At 67.1% G+C, this 16,474-nt stretch carries 13 protein-coding genes; 8 read left to right on the forward strand and 5 right to left on the reverse strand.

Annotation, left to right across the window (positions count from 1 at the left end; genetic code table 11):
- Positions 1–66 precede the first annotated feature (66 nt).
- A complete protein-coding gene (locus AC1DRD_RS11310; protein WP_478041448.1) occupies positions 67–225 on the forward strand; it encodes a DUF1674 domain-containing protein in 159 nt (52 codons plus the stop codon).
- Between the two features lie 30 nt (positions 226–255).
- Here the strand turns inward: AC1DRD_RS11310 and nudC are convergent, their stop codons facing one another.
- From nudC to AC1DRD_RS11325, 3 genes are read right to left on the reverse strand one after another with little or no spacing between them, the layout of a single operon-like run.
- Positions 256–1,128 (reverse strand): NAD(+) diphosphatase, encoded by an 873-nt coding sequence (gene nudC / locus AC1DRD_RS11315; protein ID WP_478041449.1) that lies wholly within the window; start codon positions 1,126–1,128, stop codon positions 256–258.
- Entirely contained in the window at positions 1,125–2,462 is a 1,338-nt protein-coding gene (locus AC1DRD_RS11320; protein WP_478041450.1) for a serine hydrolase domain-containing protein, read from the reverse strand. Before AC1DRD_RS11320 ends, nudC begins: the two co-directional genes overlap by 4 nt.
- Positions 2,462–3,454 carry an A/G-specific adenine glycosylase gene (locus AC1DRD_RS11325; RefSeq protein WP_478041552.1) on the reverse strand — a complete coding sequence of 331 codons (993 nt, stop codon included), beginning with the start codon at positions 3,452–3,454 and terminating at the stop codon, positions 2,462–2,464. Before AC1DRD_RS11325 ends, AC1DRD_RS11320 begins: the two co-directional genes overlap by 1 nt.
- 80 nt (positions 3,455–3,534) lie before the next feature.
- On the opposite strand from AC1DRD_RS11325, the gene AC1DRD_RS11330 reads away from it, so the two are divergent.
- The 4 genes from AC1DRD_RS11330 to smc are packed head-to-tail and all read left to right on the forward strand — an operon-like array spanning position 3,535 to position 9,051.
- Positions 3,535–4,131, forward strand: coding sequence for a DUF721 domain-containing protein (locus tag AC1DRD_RS11330; RefSeq protein ID WP_478041451.1), 597 nt, complete (start codon positions 3,535–3,537; stop codon positions 4,129–4,131).
- Positions 4,128–4,856 carry a thioredoxin domain-containing protein gene (locus AC1DRD_RS11335; protein ID WP_478041452.1) on the forward strand — a complete coding sequence of 243 codons (729 nt, stop codon included), beginning with the start codon at positions 4,128–4,130 and terminating at the stop codon, positions 4,854–4,856. The genes AC1DRD_RS11330 and AC1DRD_RS11335 overlap by 4 nt, the downstream gene beginning before the upstream one ends.
- Positions 4,857–4,877: 21 nt before the next feature.
- Complete coding sequence (locus tag AC1DRD_RS11340) at positions 4,878–5,621, forward strand: DsbA family protein (RefSeq protein WP_478031245.1); 744 nt, start codon at positions 4,878–4,880, stop codon at positions 5,619–5,621.
- Between the two features lie 31 nt (positions 5,622–5,652).
- The gene (smc, locus tag AC1DRD_RS11345) at positions 5,653–9,051 is read left to right on the forward strand and encodes a chromosome segregation protein SMC (protein ID WP_478041453.1); all 3,399 of its coding nucleotides are present in this window, start codon (positions 5,653–5,655) and stop codon (positions 9,049–9,051) included.
- A 299-nt stretch (positions 9,052–9,350) separates the two neighbouring features.
- On the opposite strand, the gene AC1DRD_RS11350 is transcribed toward smc, so the two are convergent.
- Positions 9,351–10,763 (reverse strand): peptide MFS transporter, encoded by a 1,413-nt coding sequence (locus AC1DRD_RS11350; protein WP_478041454.1) that lies wholly within the window; start codon positions 10,761–10,763, stop codon positions 9,351–9,353.
- Positions 10,764–11,088: 325 nt separating this feature from the next.
- On the opposite strand from AC1DRD_RS11350, the gene AC1DRD_RS11355 reads away from it, so the two are divergent.
- The 3 genes from AC1DRD_RS11355 (at position 11,089) to AC1DRD_RS11365 (ending at position 14,991) form a co-directional block, all read left to right on the forward strand.
- Positions 11,089–12,498: a peptide MFS transporter gene (locus tag AC1DRD_RS11355; protein ID WP_478041455.1), complete on the forward strand. Its 1,410-nt coding sequence runs from the start codon at positions 11,089–11,091 to the stop codon at positions 12,496–12,498.
- 50 nt (positions 12,499–12,548) lie between these two features.
- Positions 12,549–13,514, forward strand: coding sequence for an aspartyl protease family protein (locus tag AC1DRD_RS11360; protein ID WP_478041456.1), 966 nt, complete (start codon positions 12,549–12,551; stop codon positions 13,512–13,514).
- Positions 13,515–13,584: 70 nt separating this feature from the next.
- Complete coding sequence (locus AC1DRD_RS11365) at positions 13,585–14,991, forward strand: M20/M25/M40 family metallo-hydrolase (protein ID WP_478031237.1); 1,407 nt, start codon at positions 13,585–13,587, stop codon at positions 14,989–14,991.
- 77 nt (positions 14,992–15,068) lie between these two features.
- On the opposite strand, the gene AC1DRD_RS11370 is transcribed toward AC1DRD_RS11365, so the two are convergent.
- A complete protein-coding gene (locus AC1DRD_RS11370; protein ID WP_478041457.1) occupies positions 15,069–16,427 on the reverse strand; it encodes a glycoside hydrolase family 27 protein in 1,359 nt (452 codons plus the stop codon).
- Between the last annotated feature and the right edge of the window lie 47 nt (positions 16,428–16,474).

Genomic DNA, 16,474 nt, shown 5'->3' on the forward strand with positions numbered 1-16,474 from the left:
ATTGCACCGATCGCCGATCGAACCAATGTGGATCGTCGATCATCACGTTCAATCCTGGACCCAGCCATGCCCCGCCCGCCGCACGTCAAGCCGCCCGTTTACCTCACGCCGAGCCCGCCGGTGCCCGAACCGGAAAAGGTCGAGCCGTCCAAGGACGATCCGCTGGGCGAGGATCCGACGCGGTACGGTGACTGGACGCTGAAGGGCATCGCGGTCGATTTCTAGGATCGCCTCCGCTCAAGCGGCGACGGCGAACTACCCCTCCTCCACCCACGCCGTCAGCAAGGTATGCGCGATCGCGTAATGCGGGGGCGACAGGAACGGCGCGGACGGGTCGCCGGCCAGCGACTTGCGCACATCCTCGCGGCTGACCCACATCGCGTCCTGCAATTCGTGCGGATCGATCGTGATGACGTCATCCTCGGCCTCGCCGATGCACGCCATCATCAGCGACGAGGGGAATGGCCAGGGCTGGCTGGCGATATAGCGCACGTTGCGGACGCGCACGCCGGCTTCCTCGAAAATCTCGCGCGCGACCGCTTCCTCGATCGATTCGCCCGGCTCCATGAACCCGGCCAGCGCCGAATAGCGCCCTGCCGGCCATTGCGGCCCGCGGCCGACCAAAGCGCGGCCCGAATGTTCGGCGATCATGATTACCACCGGATCGGTGCGCGGGAAATGCTCGGCGCCGCAATTGGGGCACAACCGCCCCCAGCCGGCGCGGAACATCGCGGTCTGCGTCCCGCAATTGGGGCAGAATTGATGCCGGCTATGCCAGTCGAGCACGCTGCGCGCCGCGGCATAGGTTTCCGCTTCCTCCGGCCGCATCAGGTCGAGTGCGCGGAACAGGCTCGGCGAGCGACCGGCCGGCGCGCGCATGCCCGGCACGTAAGCGGCGAAATGCGGCTTGCCGTCGATCAGTCCGAGCAGCACCAGTTCGGCATCGTCGGGCGCGTCGGCCAGGCTGGTCCAGCCGAGCGTGCCGTCCTCGGCCACGTCGGGCTCGAAATTGTCGAGCTTGAGCAGCTTGGCGCGCCAGTCGCCCATCGCCGCCGCCAGTTTCTCGGCATCGTGACGCAGCGGGTCGGCCCGATCTAGTGGGCTACCGGTAAAACCTGGGCGAATCACTTGGTCTTGAATCGCTGCATGTCGCTGATCAGCGCCTTTACCGTCTCGTCGCGGATCGGCCATTTGTCGGCGGGGAAGTAATTGACCATGATCGTGCCGCGGATCTTCTTGGCCGGATTGACCCAGGCGGCGGTGCCGGCGGCGCCGCCCCAGCCATAGGTGCCCGCGCCCATCGAATTCGCCTTGTCCTCCAGCACCACCGACCCGCCGGCGCCGAAGCCCATTTTGGGGCCAGAGGTTCCGCCGGTGGCGCCCGCCACGCCGCCGAACTCGACGCCTGCGGGCAGCAAGTTGGACATGGCGAGTTTGGCGGTCTCGGGCTTCATGATGCGGACGCCGTCGAGCTCGCCATAATTTTGCAGCATGTGCAGGAACGTGTCGTAATCACGCGCCGACATCACCAGTCCGGCACCGCCATAAGGGAAGCTGGGCGGGGACAGATAGGCCGAGGTCGCGGCCGGATCGAGCGCGAAGAGCTTGTCGCCGGGCAGGAAGGCGTAATTGGTCGACAGCCGCCCGACTTCGCTCGCCGGGACCGACCAATAGCTCGACTTCATCTTGAGCGGGTCGAAGATGCGTTGCTGGACGAACGCGTCGAAGCGCATCCCGCTCGCCTTCTCGATCACTGCGCCCATCAAATCGAGCCCGATCGAATAGCTCCACTTGGTCCCCGGATCGGCGATCAGCGGGACGGTCGCGACCCGGTCGGCGAATTCCTGGAGCGATGCGGGGCGCGTCTTGCGCGCATCGATCTCCATCGCCGCATTGACCTGACCAGGGGTGAGACCCTTGTCCATATAGAGCTGGAGCAACGGCCCCTTGGTGACGATATTGTAGCCCAGGCCGGCAGTGTGCGTCAGCAGGTTGCGGATCGTGATCGGGCGCGCCGCCGGACGGCTGTCGACGGTATTCTCGTTGAGCTGGACGCGCATCGTCTTGAACGCGGGCAGGAAGTCGCTGACCGGTTCGTCGAGCTTCATCTTGCCGTCTTCGATCAGGATCATCGCCGCCATCGCGGTGATCGGCTTGGTCATCGAATAGACCCGCCACAAACTGTCGGGGCCGGCCGGCGCGGCATTGGCGTCGGTCGCGATCTTGCCCGCCGAGACGAACATGGTCGGGACGTTGCCCGCGCCGAACGCGCCGACGATGCCGGGCATCTTGTTGGTGGCGACGTAGGAATCATAGAGCGCCTGGGTGGCGGGCAGCGGGCTGGCGGTCGCGGGTGCCGCAGCCGGTGCGGGCAGCGGTACGCTGGCGGTCTGGGCGATGCCGGCGCCGGTCAGCAACGCGATCGTCGCGGTGGCGGTGAGGAAAGGAGTCAGGCGGATCATCAAGGCTCTCCCGTCGCGCTCGCCGCCTTGGCGAAGACGGTCGGCAGACCCGCCTCCCCCAGCGACTCGATCGGCCACCATATGGCGCCGTCCGGCGCTGCATGCCGATCGATCGGCGCGGTCGCAAGCACGAGTTGCAATCTGAAATGGGTAAAGACGTGCTCGACCGTCGCGGGGAGCAGGCGCCAATCAGCAGGCGCGGGCGCATCGGCCAGGCCAGGCGGCTCGGCGCTCCACGGTCCGGTCGGCAGCGCGCGCATGCCGCCGAGCAATCCCTTTGGCGGCCGGCGCACCAGCAGCACGTCGCCGCCATTGCGCGCCCAGAAGATCGTGCCGTGCCGCGTCGGCTTGGCGGCCTTGGCCGGCTTGACCGGATAAAGCTCCTGATCGCCCGCCGCATGGGCCGCGCATCCGTCGCGCAGCGGGCACAACAGGCATTTGGGCACGCGCGGCGTGCAGATCGTGGCGCCCAGATCCATCATCGCCTGGGCGAAATCGCCGGTGCGGACGGCCGGCGTCAGCGTTGCTGCGGCGGGGCGGATCGTCGCCTTGTCTTCCAGTCGGAACAGCCGCGCGACGACGCGCTCGACATTGGCGTCGACCACGGTTGCGGGCTCGTCGAACGCGATCGCGGCGATCGCGGCGGCGGTATAGTCGCCGATCCCGGGCAGCGCGCGCAGCTCGGCCTCGGTGCGCGGGAAAACGCCCTCATGTTCGGCGACGACTGCGCGTGCGCAGGCGACCAGGTTGCGCGCCCGGGCGTAATAGCCCAGCCCCGCCCACGCCGCCATGACGTCAGCTTCGTCGGCGCTGGCCAGGCTGGCGAAATCGGGCCAGCGCGCGACCCAGGCGGCGAAGCGCGGCCCGACCGTCGCGACGGTGGTCTGTTGCAGCATCACTTCGGACAGCCAGACGCGATAGGGATCCGCACGCCCGCCCGGCCCGGCGCGCCATGGCAGGGTGCGGCGATGGGTGTCGTACCAGCGCAACAGCGCCGGCGCGACAAAACCGGACAGGGATGGTGCGGAAGGAAGCTTGGCGGCCACCCCGCGGCTATGGCATGGATGACCGAATGAGCAAGCGCGCCACCCCCAAAGGCCCGGCTAAACCCGCGCCGGCCAAAGGCTTCGCCAAGGATTCTGGGCGCCCGCGGGGTGGACCGGCGCGCGCGGTCGGCGACTTGCTGCCACAGGTCGGCGGCGCCGCTTTCCGGCGGTTCGGCTTCATCCAGTCCGGAATCGTCACGCGCTGGGCAGAAATCGTCGGACCCAAATATGCTGGCGTATCGTCGCCCGAATCGATCCGCTTCCCGCCCGGCAAGAAGGCCGATGGCGTGCTGACGGTTACGGTCAAGGGCGCGCACGCGTCGATGATGCAGCATATCGCGCCCGAGATCGTCGAGCGGGTCAATCGCTTCTTCGGTTACGCGGCGGTCGCGCGGCTGACGCTCAAACAGGGGCGCGTCGCCGAGCGCACGCCGCGGACCGCGCCCCCCAGCCTGCGCCCGGTCGCCATCCCGCCCGCCGAACTCGGCCCGGGGCTGCGCGCGATCGCCGATCCCGAATTGCAGGCGGTGCTGGCCGCGCTCGCCGCCGGCGTCGCGGGCAATCGCGGTATCCCCGTCATCGGGCCCGTCAAAGTTCCCGTTATAGGAAAGACCGAGAAATGATCCGTGCGTTGATGGTACTGGCGCTGATCGCCGGGCTCCCGCTGGCCGCCGGCGCCGCGACCAAGGCACCGGTGAAGAAGGCGGTGCCGGCCAAACGCGCCCCGGCCAAGGTCAATTGGATCAACGTCGTCGCCGCGACGCCCGAAGGCGGGATGCGGATGGGCAATCCGAACGCCAAAGTGAAGCTGATCGAATATGGCTCGCGCACTTGCCCGCATTGCGCGCTGTTCGACAAGGAAGGCTTGCCGGCGCTCAAGACCGGCCCGATCGCCGCAGGCAAGCTCAGCTACGAATTCCGCGACTTTCCGGTGCACGGCGCGCTCGATCTCGGGCCGATTCTGCTCGGCCGGTGCGTTTCGCCGGGACAATTCTTCCCCTTGCTCGACGCGATGTTCGCCGGCCAGCAGGCGCTGCTCGCCAAGGCCGAGGCGACCGAAACAAAGCTCAAGACGATGACCAACCCGAGCCCCAACCAGATCGCGACCACCGTCGCGAATGATCTCGGCTATGTCGCGTTGGCCACACGGCGCGGCATGGCGCCCGCGCGCGCCAAGGCATGCCTGGCCGATCGCGTCGCGCTCAACCGCGTCGTCGCCATGACCGACACCGCCGAGAAACAATATGGCGTCAGCGGCACGCCGACCTTTATCATCAATGGCACCAAGGCGGACAACGTCTATGATTGGGCCAATCTGCAACCGCTGCTCGCCGCCGCCGGCGCCTGAATTTTCCCAAGGGAGTAGTACATGAAGATCTTGCCCCTTTTCGCCGCTCTGCCGCTGCTGGCGCTCGCCGCTTGCGGCGGGTCGGGCAGCGACGCCAACAGCGCGACTCCTGCCGCGCCGGTCGCCGCCAAGCCCGCTCCCGCCGGTACCGCCTGGGTCGACACGGTCGTGAAGACGCCCGAAGGCGGCATGCGGATGGGCAATCCCGATGCGCCGCTCAAGATCGTCGAATATGGATCGCGCGCCTGCCCCTATTGCGGCAAGTTCGATCAGGAAGGGTTCCCGGCGCTCAAGGAGAAGTACATTTCCGCGGGCAAGGTCAGCTACGAATTCCGCGAATATCCGGTCCATGGTCCGCTCGACCTCGGCCCGATCCTGCTCGGCCAATGTTCGGGCGACACCGCGACCTTCTTCCCGATCCTCGATCAGATGTTCGCCAACCAGCAGACCTTGCTGACCAACGAGCAGGCGGTGTCGGCCAAGGTCCAGGCGGCGCAAGGCGCGACCCCGAACCAGGTCGCGACCATGTATGCCGAGGGGCTCGGCTATCTCGATTTCATGAAGCAGCGCGGCCTGCCCGAGGACAAGGCGCGCGCCTGCCTCAACGACAAGGCGGCGGTCGACAAGCTGGTCGAGCGCACCAAGTTCGCCAACGACAAGTTCCAGATCAGCGGCACGCCGACCTTCATCATCAATGGCGAGAAGCTCAACGATGTCGGCGACTGGGCGACGCTCGAACCCGTGCTCAAGGCACGGGGCGCCTGACGGTTGACCGCGCCGGGGGGCCATTGAGCGAATGCAGATAAAACGGCTGAGACTGTCGGGGTTCAAAAGCTTCGTCGACGCGGCCGATCTCCGCATCGAACCGGGGCTGACCGGCGTGGTCGGCCCCAATGGCTGCGGCAAGTCCAACCTGCTCGAAGCGCTGCGCTGGACGATGGGCGAGAACAGCCCGAAGTCGATGCGCGGCGCCGGGATGGACGACGTCATCTTCGCCGGCACCGACAAGCGCACCGCGCGCGATTTCGCCGAAGTGTCGATCCTGGCCGAGATCGACGGCAGCGAGACCGAAGTGGTGCGGCGGATCGAGCGCGGCGCGGGATCGGCCTATCGCATAGACGGGCGCGACGTCCGCGCCAAGGACGTCGCCTTGCTGTTCGCCGATGCCGCGACCGGCGCGCATTCGCCGGCGTTGGTCAGCCAGGGTCGGATCAGCGCGGTGATCTCGGCGCGGCCGACCGAACGCCGCGCAATGCTCGAGGAGGCCGCCGGGATCGCCGGTCTCCATGTCCGCCGCAAGGATGCCGAGCAGAAACTGCGCGCGACCGAAGCCAATCTGCTGCGGCTCGACGAGATCATGGCCGACCAGGAAGCGCGCGCCTCGGCACTGCGGCGTCAGGCGCGCCAGGCCGAGCGCTATCGGCTGCTCTCGGATCAGATCCGCGTCGCCGAAGGGCGGATGGTCTTCGCGCGCTGGCGCGACGCCGCGACGGCGGCCGATGCCGCCAAGGCTGAAGCCGCGCAATGCGAGGAGAAAGTGGCGGCCGCCGCCGAGGCGCAGCGCGCGGCGACCGCGCACCAGCATGCCGCAACCGAAGCGCTGGGCGACGCCCGCGCGGTGGCGACCGCGGCGCGTGAAGCGGCGAGCGAGGCGGCGCATGCGCTCGCCGGTCTGCGCGCCGAACACGGCGCGGCCGAGCGGCGGATCGTCGAGCTTGCTGGACAACGCAACCGGATCGGCGAGGACCGCGAGCGCGAAGGGGCGCTGGCGGTCGATGCCGCCGAGGCGCTGGCGCGGCTCGATGCCGAAGCCAAGATGCTGGCGAAACGCGCCGACGAGGCCGCCGCGCGGCTCCCCGCGCTCGACGCCAATTTGGCCGAGGCCGAACGCGCGGCGCGCGACGCCGATGTCGCGCTTGCCCAAGCGATGAGCCGGCAAGCGGCCGAACTCGCCGATGCGCGTGTTGCCGACGCGGCGGCGGCGGCGGCCAAGGCGCGGCACGACCGCGCGTTGCGCGATCAGACGAGCCTGGCCGCCGAACTGAAGGCGCTGGGCGATGCCGCGCCGCTGCGCGAGGAACGCGACCGCGCGATCAAGGCGCGCGCCGACGCGCTCGATTCGACCGAAACCGCGCGCGGCGCCCGTGCCCGTGCCGACGCCGACGAACGCGCAGCGCAGGAGGCGCGCGACGCCGCCGAACAGGCGCGGGCCGCGGCACGCGCCGAGCTCGCCGCGATCGAAAGCGAAGTGCTCGCGCTCGAAAAGACGACCCGCCCGTCGGGACGCGACCGCCTGCTCGACCATGTCCGCGCCGCGCCGGGGTACGAGCGCGCGCTGGCGGCCGCCCTCGGCGACGATCTCGAAACCGGGCTCGACGCCGCGGCCGATCGCTATTGGGCTGGCGCCGAGCCGCAGCCGGGCGATCCGGCGGCAGGCGCGCTGACGCGGCTCGCCGATCATGTCGAAGCGCCCGCGGCGCTGGCGAGGCGATTGGCGCAGATTCTGGTCGCCGAACGCGACGACGGCCATGTCCTCGCGGTCGGGCAGAGGCTGGTGACGCTCGGCGGTACCTTGCGGCGGTGGGACGGCTATGTCGCCAAGTCGGGTGGCGCCGCCGCCGCCGAACGGCTCGAGCGAATCAACCGCTTGGCGGCGCTCAACAAGGTACGCCCCAAAGCGCAGAGCGCGGTCGAGAAAGCCAATGGCCAGCTCGACGAGGCTGAACGCCGCATCGCTTCCGCGCGCGCTGACGCCCAGGCAGCGCGCGCGTCGCTCGAGCGCGCCGAAAATGCCGCGCGCGAGGCGACGCGCACGGAGGATCGCGCCACCGCGCAGCTCGAACGGATCGAGGCGCAGCGTGCCGATCTCGACACGCGCGGGCGCCGCGTGGCGGCCGAAGTCGGTGAAGCCGAAACCGAACTGGCGCGGGCCGAGGCGGCGCGGGCAGCCCTGCCCGATGGCGCCGACACGCGCGCCGCGGTGACGCGGCTCCAGGCCGAGGCCGAGGCGCGCCGCGCCAATGCCTCCAACGCGCGCACCGATCGCGCCCAGCTAGACCGTGCGATCGCCGCCGACCGCGAACGGCTGGCGGCGGCCGAGGCCGAGCAGAAAGGCTGGAAAGCGCGCGCCGGCGAAGCGGCCAAGCGAATCGCCGACATGGACAAACGGGAGGCGCAACTCGCCGCCGAGGCCGAAGCGGCGGAAGCGCGTCCGGCCGAACTCGCCACGCAGATTGCCGCGCACGAAACCGGCCATGCCGAGCTGCGCACTGCCGCCGACACCGCGGCGGTCACCGAGCGCGAGGCCGAAGCGCGCGTCCGCACGACCGAGGAAGCGGGCCGCATCGCCGCCGAAGCGCTGTCGCTGGCGCGCGAGGCCCGCGCTGGAGCCACGGCGCGCGCGGAAAACCAGGATCTGCGCCGGCTCGAGATGGCGCGACTGTCGGGCGAGCGCTTCGCTTGCCCGCCGCCCCTGCTCGGCGAGCGCGTCGGGTTCGATCTCGATGAGGTCGGCGATCCGCAGGACGAATCGGTCAAGCACGACAAATTGCTGATCGATCGCGAGCGGCTCGGGCCAGTCAATCTGGTCGCCGAAACCGAACTCGCCGAACTCGATTCGCAGCGCACCGACGCCGCCGCCGAGCGCGACGAACTCGGCCAGGCGGTCGCCCAGTTGCGCGGTTCGATCGGGACGCTCAACCGCGAAGGTCGGCAACGCCTGCTCGCCGCGTTCGAGGCGGTCAACGGCCATTTCCAGCGACTGTTCACGACCTTGTTCAACGGCGGCGCGGCGCGGCTCGAACTGGTCGATTCGGACGATCCGCTCGAGGCCGGACTCGAGATCATGGCGCAGCCCCCGGGCAAGAAATTGCAATCGCTGACCTTGCTGTCGGGCGGCGAACAGGCGCTGACCGCGGTCGCGCTGATCTTTGGCCTGTTCCTAACCAACCCGGCGCCGATCTGCGTGCTCGACGAGGTCGACGCCCCGCTCGACGACGCCAATATCGAACGCTTCTGCGACCTGCTCGACCGCATGACCCAGGAAACCGCGACGCGTTATCTGATCGTCACGCACAATGCGGTGACGATGAGCCGCATGCACCGGCTGTTCGGCGTGACGATGGTCGAACGCGGCGTCAGCCGGCTGGTATCGGTCGACCTGGGCGGCGCGGAGAGTTTGCTCGCCGCCGAGTGAGGTACCCGGCCAGCGTGGCTCTCGTCTGCGGCCGCATATAACGTTGTCCTGAAGAAGCTCGTTTCTGATCCGTCACCAGGGAAGGCAAATTGGCTCAACCGTAGCGCGATAATGGTGTGGCCGTCTCGGATTGGCGCGAGCCCGTTGCATTCGATCTCGTATCTTCCTCGTCTCAATTCGCCGAGCGCGCTCGCATCGCCGCAGATTCGGATAGATTGTGTCCGTTGGCCCGCCGACCAGCTTGTAAGTGGTCGGCTTGTCCGCCGAGATGGCCAATGCCAGCGCGAGTGCCATCGCGATCACGGCTGCTGCCCTATTTTCTCCGGCACCAACAACTTCCCGAACACCAGCTTGATCGCCACGAACACCGCCGCCGCGCCCAGGATCGCGCCGACATGGATTCCCCAGAATTGCCCGGCCGGCATGATCTCCAGCCAGCCGCCGACCACGCCGACCAGGTAATTGGCCAGCGCCAGGAACAGATAATAGATGCCGACCACCGTCCCCGAGATCGCCCGCGGCGCGGCGCGCGAATAGAGCGCGAGGCTGACCGGGAAGACGTTGGCGAACCCCAGATTATTGAGCGTGTTGACGGCGAGCGCGACCCATAGAGCCGGCTTGACGCCGGTCGCCTCGTGACGGCTGGCGACGATCATCACCAGGACGAACGCTGACGAGGAGATTAGGCAGCCGATGATCAGCTTGCTCATCTCGTCGGGCTCGCGCCAGCGCCGCGCATAGAGTCGCCAGAAGATGACCGTGCCGCCCAATGTCAAGAAGCCGGTAACGGCGTCGAACGTGACGAGGAACGATGTCGGCATTCGGTAACCAAGCAACATGAATTGATAGCTGCGATCGGCCCAGACCAGATAGGCATTGAACATCTGCTGATTGCCGATCGCGCTGACCGCCAGCACCGGCACCATGAACAGCAGCAACATAAGCACGAGGATGTCGCGTCGAGTCATTGGCGGTCGAGGCACGCTTGTTGTTTGACGCTCCGCAAGAGGGTCGGGCGGCAGATGTCTCCGCCCCAACAGATAGATGATCAGGCCGATCACCATGCCCACGCCCGCCGCGCCGAATCCCCAATGCCACGCGACCTTCTCGCCAAGCGTGCCGCAGATGAGCGGTGCGGCCGAGGCACCGACGCTGATGCCGATATAATAGATCTGGAATGCGTCGGTCGCGCGGCCGTCGCCCGGTGCGTAAAGCGCGCCGACCTGACTCGCCAGATTGCCCTTGAGGCAGCCGACGCCCAGCACCAGCAACAGCAAGGCGAGCAGGAATGACACGTCGAACGCCATCAGGAAATGGCCCGCCGCCATCAGCAAGGCGCCGATCGTCACCGTCAGCGTCTTGCCCAGCCAGCGATCGGCCAACAGCCCGCCCAGGATCGGGGTGACATAGACCAGCATCGTGTAGGTGCCGAAAATGTGCGAAGCGAGCGCCTGGGTATTGGGTGGTGCGCCGTAGATCCCTGCCAGTACGTGGCTGAACCAGCCGAACCCGACGATATGCTCGACATGCGGCGCCAGCAGCAGCGCCTTGACCATGTACAGCACCAGCAAGGTCTGCATGCCGTAATAGGAAAAGCGCTCGAACGCTTCGGTGAAAGCGATGACCGGCAGGCCGAGCGGATGTCCCAGGAATTCGCGGCGATGCGGCACATCGACGGGTCGCGGCCCGGCATCCGGTTCTTCGATCGTCACGCACCCGCTCCCACCCGAAAGGACGAGGCTAGGGCGATGGTGCGATAGGGGCAATGGGCAGCGTCTGGGATCTTCGCCCCGGCGGTCTGATATAGTTCACGCGAAGGCGCGAAGCGCTTTTTCGCGCAGAGGCGCGGAGAACGCAGAGGTGTTTTCCTTCCGGACGGCGCGCGCGATAACCGAGAGCGTGGCCTTTGCGAGACTCTTTGTTCTTCGCGCCCTCTGCGCCTCCGCGCGAACCTTCTTAGCGCCTTCGCGCCTTTGCGCGAAAACATATAGCTCCTGACGGACCATCGGACGCCCGCGCGAAATCTCAGACGACCGCTTGCCCCAGGCCGAGCTCTACGGCACCACCGTGCGCATGACCGAAGCCGCTCGCGCCGACACCGTTTTTTTCGGCCACCCGCGCGGGGTCGCCTATCTTGCCTTCACCGAATGCTGGGAGCGGTTCAGCTATTACGGCATGACCTCGCTGCTGACGCTCTACATGGTGCAGCAATTGTTCCTGCCGGGTCATGCCGAGCACGTGCTGGGGCTGGCCGCGTTGCGCCAGGTGTTTGGATGGCACGGCGCGCTCAGCAACGTCGCCTTCGCGTCGCTGATCTATGGCTGGTACGGCGGCCTGGTCTATTTCACCCCGATCCTCGGCGGGCTGATCGCCGATCGCTGGCTGGGGGCTAAGACCACGGTGGTGATCGGCGCGCTGCTGATGTGCGCCGGGCATCTGGCGATGGCGTTCGACGCCTCGTTCCTGATCGCCTTGCTGTTGCTGATCCTCGGCTCGGGTTGCCTGAAAGGCAATATTTCGGCGCAGGTCGGCGAGCTCTATCCGGCCGAAGCGGAATCGCGGCGGACGCAGGGCTACACGATCTTTTCGGCGGGCATCAACGTGGGCGCCATCCTGGGACCCTTGGCTTGCGGGACGCTCGCCGCCGTCTACGGCTGGCACGCCGGCTTCGGCGCGGCGGCCGGGCTGATGCTGCTGGCGCTTGTCATCTACCTCGCCGGCCAGCGCCATCTGGCCGGCCGCAGCCCGCGCGCCGACCGCGTCGAGCTGCCGCCGATGACCGCGGCCGAGCGCAAGCGGATGTGGCTGCTGATCCTGGTCGCCGCGATGACCCTGTTCCCCAATGTCGCTTATCCGATGATCTGGAGCATCGGCGTGCTGTGGGTCGACCAGCATGTCAGCCTGTCGACGCCATGGGGTGGTGTCCCGCCGTCGTGGTTCAACTCGATCGATCCCTTCGCCTCGGTCGTCGCGGTGCCGCCTTTGGTCGCGTTGTGGGCGTGGCAGGCGAAGCGCGGGCGCGAGCCGTCGGACGTCGTCAAGATCGCGATCGGATCGTTGCTCACCGGCCTCTCCGCTTTCGTCCTCGTCGCCGGAGCGCTGCTGGCCGGTCCCGACGGCAAGACCGGTGTGTGGTGGGCGTTGATCGGTTTCTTCGGGATGGGGGTCGCGTTCCTCTATTATTGGCCGGTGTTGCTGGCGCTGATCAGCCAGGCGGCGCCCAAGCAAGTGACCGGGACGTTGATGGGCGGTGTGTTCCTGTCGTTCTTTCTCGGCAGCGTGATCATGGGCTGGGTTGGCAGCTTCTACGACACGATGAGCCCGGCCGCTTTCTGGACGCTCGACGGGGCGATCGGAATGGTCGGCGGCGTGCTGATGCTGGCGATCGCGCGGCCGGTCGCGCGGGCGCTGGCACCCGTGCCGGAGGGGGATTCAGCGCCGCGCTGAGGCCAACGAATTCGCTTGGTACAAGACCGGAACAGGCGTAGCATTCGGTCATGCGCGGGTTTATCCCCTTGCTGATATTGGCCCTTGTCGCGACGGGTGCCCCGTCGTCGGCCGATAGCGGCGTTCCCCAGGATCCGCCGGTGGTTCCGGCGACCGGCGCGACCACCGCAGCGACCGCATCCGAGCTGCTCGGCTTCGCCGATGCCGATCAGCGCATGACCGTTCCCGTGTCGATCGGGCCGAGCGGTCCCTATTCCTTCATCATCGATACCGGGTCGGAACGGACGGTGGTGTCGCGCGAACTGGCCGACGTCCTCAAGCTCGCCACCGGACGCCGCGTCCGCGTGACGACGATGGCGGGGCAGACCGAGCTCGGCACCTACAAGCTCTCCGATCTCCGCGTGAACATGATCGCGCCCGACTTGATCGAGGCGCCGGCGGTCGAGGCGACCAATCTCGGCGCGCCGGGCATGCTGGGTATCGACGCGCTCAAGGGCCACGCCGTGTCGATCGATTTCGACAAGAATGTGATGGAGGTTCGCGCTTCCAAGAAGCGCGGCCTGATGGGCAGCCCTGACGACATCGTCATCAAGGCCAAGAATCTCTACGGGCAGCTGATCGTCACCGACGCGCGCTATCGCGGCAGACGCATCTCGGTGGTGATCGACACCGGGTCGCCGGTGACGGTAGGCAACCTCGCCTTGCTCAAGCGCGTGAAGACCGAAAAGTCGCTCGGCACGGTCTCGCTGCAAGCGGTGACCGGCCAATATCTCCTGGCAGATTACCGCGTGATCGACTCGCTCGACATTGCGGGAGTCGGTTTCCACGGGCTGCCGATCGCGTTCGCCGATGCGGTGCCGTTCAAGCGGTTCGGGTTGAGCGATACGCCGGCATTGATGCTCGGCATGGATTCGCTGCGGCTGTTCCGCCGTGTCCAGATCGATTTCGCCAATCGCGAAATCCGCCTGACCTTGCCGCGCAACGTGATGGCGAGTTCGGCCCGCATGCGTCCCTGAGCCCGGGCGGTTGCCAGCCGCCTGATTTCGCGCTCTAGTCTCCTGGTCATCGCAACAATCGGGGGTCGGCATGCGCGCTTTGGGATGGATCATTGCGGCGGGCCTCGTCGCGCAACCGGTGGTCGGAGCGGCAGCCGACCTCCGTCCCGACCAGCAAGCGTTTTTCGGCCTCTACAAGGAACTGGTCGAGACCAACACGGTGGTCGACATCGGCAGCTGCACCCAGGCGACCGCGCAGATCGCCGCGCGGATGAAGGCGGCGGGCTATAGCGACAGCGAGCTGACGCCCTTCTCGGTCCCCGACCATCCCAAGGATGGCGGGTTGGTCGCGACCCTGAAGGGTAGCGACCCCAAGGCCAAGCCGATGCTGCTGCTTGCGCATATCGATGTCGTCGCCGCCAAGCGCGAGGATTGGGTGCGCGATCCGTTCAAGCTGATCGAGGAGAACGGCTTCTATTATGGCCGCGGCACGGTCGACGACAAGGCGATGGCGGCGATCTGGGCCGATTCAATGATTCGCTTCAAGGCGAGCGGATACAAACCGAAGCGCACGATCAAGCTGGCGCTGACGTGCGGCGAGGAGACCACTTACGCGTTCAACGGCGCGCAATGGCTGGCCGCGAACAAGCGCGATCTGATTGCCGCGGAATTCGCGCTCAACGAAGGCGGCGGCGGGCGCTACAATGCTAAGGGCGAGCGCGAGTTGCTGGCGATTCAGGTCGGCGAGAAAGCGGCGCAGAACTTCACCTTCACCACCACCAATCCCGGCGGGCACAGTTCGCAGCCGGTGCCCGACAACGCGATCTACGAGCTTGCCGACGCGCTCGAGAAAGTGCGCGGCTACGAATTCCCGGTGAAGTTCACCGACACGACCCGCGCCTTCTTCACCGCGGTCGCCGGCGCGCCGCAGACACCGGCGCCGATGGCCGCCGCCGTCAAGCGGCTGCTCGCCAATCCCAGTGATACCGAGGCCGACAAGATCGTCTCGCTCGACAAGGCGATGCATTCGACCCTGAGGACGACCTGCGTCGCGACCTTGCTCAACGCCGGCCATGCCGAGAACGCGCTGCCGCAAAAGGCCACCGCCAACGTCAATTGCCGCATCTTCCCGGGCGAAAGCGTCGACGGAACGCTCGCCAAATTGAAAGAATTGGCCGGGTCCAAGGTGACCGTCACCGCCAACCAGCCAGTCCGCCCGATCGGCATCCCGCCGACGCTCGATCCCAAGATCGTCGGACCGATGAAGACGCTGGCCGACAAATATTTCCCCGGCGTGCCGATGCTGCCCAGCATGTCGACCGGCGCCACCGACGGCATCTTCTTCGAAGCGATCGGCATCCCGACCTATGGCGCGCCGGGCGTGTTCATCGAATCCGACTTCAGCGGCATCCATGGATTGAACGAACGCATCCGCGTCGAGTCGCTCTATGTCGGCCGCGATTACCTCTACGACCTGGTGAAGGCGTATGCGGGGTAACTCAGTCCTTCTTCACCGGTGAACGGATCAAAGTGGGTGCCTACCCGGAGGGGCCATTGGCCTCACCAGTAGCTAAGTCACCGCTGGTTATCGCCGCTCAAACGCAGCAACGCCGCGCCATGCGAAGGCACATTCCGTACGATCCGGCCCGTCGCCGTCCCGGCATCGGCGCGCGCCCAGCAATCGCGCACGCGCACCGTGCCACGCAGGCCAAGCTGGCTGAGGGCGATCGATATTTCGCGCGGCTTCGCAGCGGTGTTGAACAGCGCGAGATAGGTGTCGCCGTCGGGATGGCGCGCCGACCATATACGCGTGTCGTCGGCCAGGAAGTGCGGACGGTTGTCGCTCGACTGCTGGTTGACGGCGATCACTTCGGGATTGGTCAGCAGATCGAGCGTCGCCTGGTCGAGATGGCGCAGGTCGCCGCCCATGATCAGCGGCGAGCGTGCGATCGACCACAAGGTCATCAGCGTGCGTTGCTCGTCGGGCGTGAACTTGGTGTCGCGCTGCCCGAGCGCGAGGCGGCCGAGCGGCAGCATGTCGGCGTCGGGCCAGCAGCCGGGCGAGCGATGCGGGTTCCAATTCTCCAGCCGCGTGAACTGCGCCTCCAGCAGCGGCCATTCGTCCCAGAAATCGTCCGAGATACGCCACATCTGCGCATGTTTGCGGACATGATCGGCGCGGATCACCGGGGTTTCGCCAGGCGAGAGGCTGAGGATGATCGGCCGCCCGGTCGCAAGGATGGCGCGATGCGCGGCCTCGATCTCGGCCGCGTGGGCGTCATAGGGGCGGCTCATATCGTCCATCTTGACGAAATCGACGCCCCAGGACGCATAGAGCCGGAAGACGCTGTCGTAATAAGCCTGCGCGCCCGGCCGGGTCATATCGACTCCGTACATATCGGGATTCCACGGGCAAATGCTGGCGGTATCGGCGATATCGCGCGCGGTGTAGCGTGTGCCGAGCACCGGCAAATTGCGCTCGACCGCCAGCCGCGGGATGCCGCGCATCAAGTGGATGCCGAACTTGAGCCCGAGCCGGTGGACGTGCGTCGCGATCGGCGCGAAGCCGCGTCCGTTCGCACTCGACGGAAATCGATTGGGGGCAGGAAGCAGCCGACCATTGCCGTCCATCGTCGGCATTGGCTTGGCGGCATAAGTGTAGCTCGATGCGCCGGGTTCGTACCATTGAATGTCGATGGTGAAGATGTCGTAGCCGGCCGGCTTCAGTCTGGCCGCCATGATTGTCGCGGTCTCGAGCGCCTGGGCTTCGTTGATCGTGGTGGCGAAGCTGTTCCAGCTATTCCACCCCATTGGCGGCGTGGACGCGAGCGGGGGGCTCCGGCGGGCGCGGCCGGCTCGTGCGATGGCCGGTGCCGCGGCGGCCGCGCCGGTCCCCAGCAGCAGCGCGCGGCGGTCGATCGTCGGGCCGTTCATATTTGCACTCCCCTTTTTGCTGGTGCACTTCCAGCGCGCCGGCTCGA

The sequence above is a fragment of the Sphingomonas sp. P4_G2 genome, assembly GCF_056401155.1.

Bases quoted from the DNA above. Each gene is read 5' to 3' on its own strand.
- AC1DRD_RS11370 (WP_478041457.1), bottom strand. From the start codon at position 16,427: ATGAACGGCCCGACGATCGACCGCCGCGCGCTGCTGCTGGGGACCGGC.
- AC1DRD_RS11365 (WP_478031237.1), top strand. From the start codon at position 13,585: ATGCGCGCTTTGGGATGGATCATTGCGGCGGGCCTCGTCGCGCAACCG.
- AC1DRD_RS11320 (WP_478041450.1), bottom strand. From the start codon at position 2,462: ATGATCCGCCTGACTCCTTTCCTCACCGCCACCGCGACGATCGCGTTG.
- smc (WP_478041453.1), top strand. From the start codon at position 5,653: ATGCAGATAAAACGGCTGAGACTGTCGGGGTTCAAAAGCTTCGTCGAC.
- AC1DRD_RS11340 (WP_478031245.1), top strand. From the start codon at position 4,878: ATGAAGATCTTGCCCCTTTTCGCCGCTCTGCCGCTGCTGGCGCTCGCC.
- AC1DRD_RS11335 (WP_478041452.1), top strand. From the start codon at position 4,128: ATGATCCGTGCGTTGATGGTACTGGCGCTGATCGCCGGGCTCCCGCTG.
- AC1DRD_RS11330 (WP_478041451.1), top strand. From the start codon at position 3,535: ATGAGCAAGCGCGCCACCCCCAAAGGCCCGGCTAAACCCGCGCCGGCC.
- AC1DRD_RS11360 (WP_478041456.1), top strand. From the start codon at position 12,549: ATGCGCGGGTTTATCCCCTTGCTGATATTGGCCCTTGTCGCGACGGGT.
- AC1DRD_RS11310 (WP_478041448.1), top strand. From the start codon at position 67: ATGCCCCGCCCGCCGCACGTCAAGCCGCCCGTTTACCTCACGCCGAGC.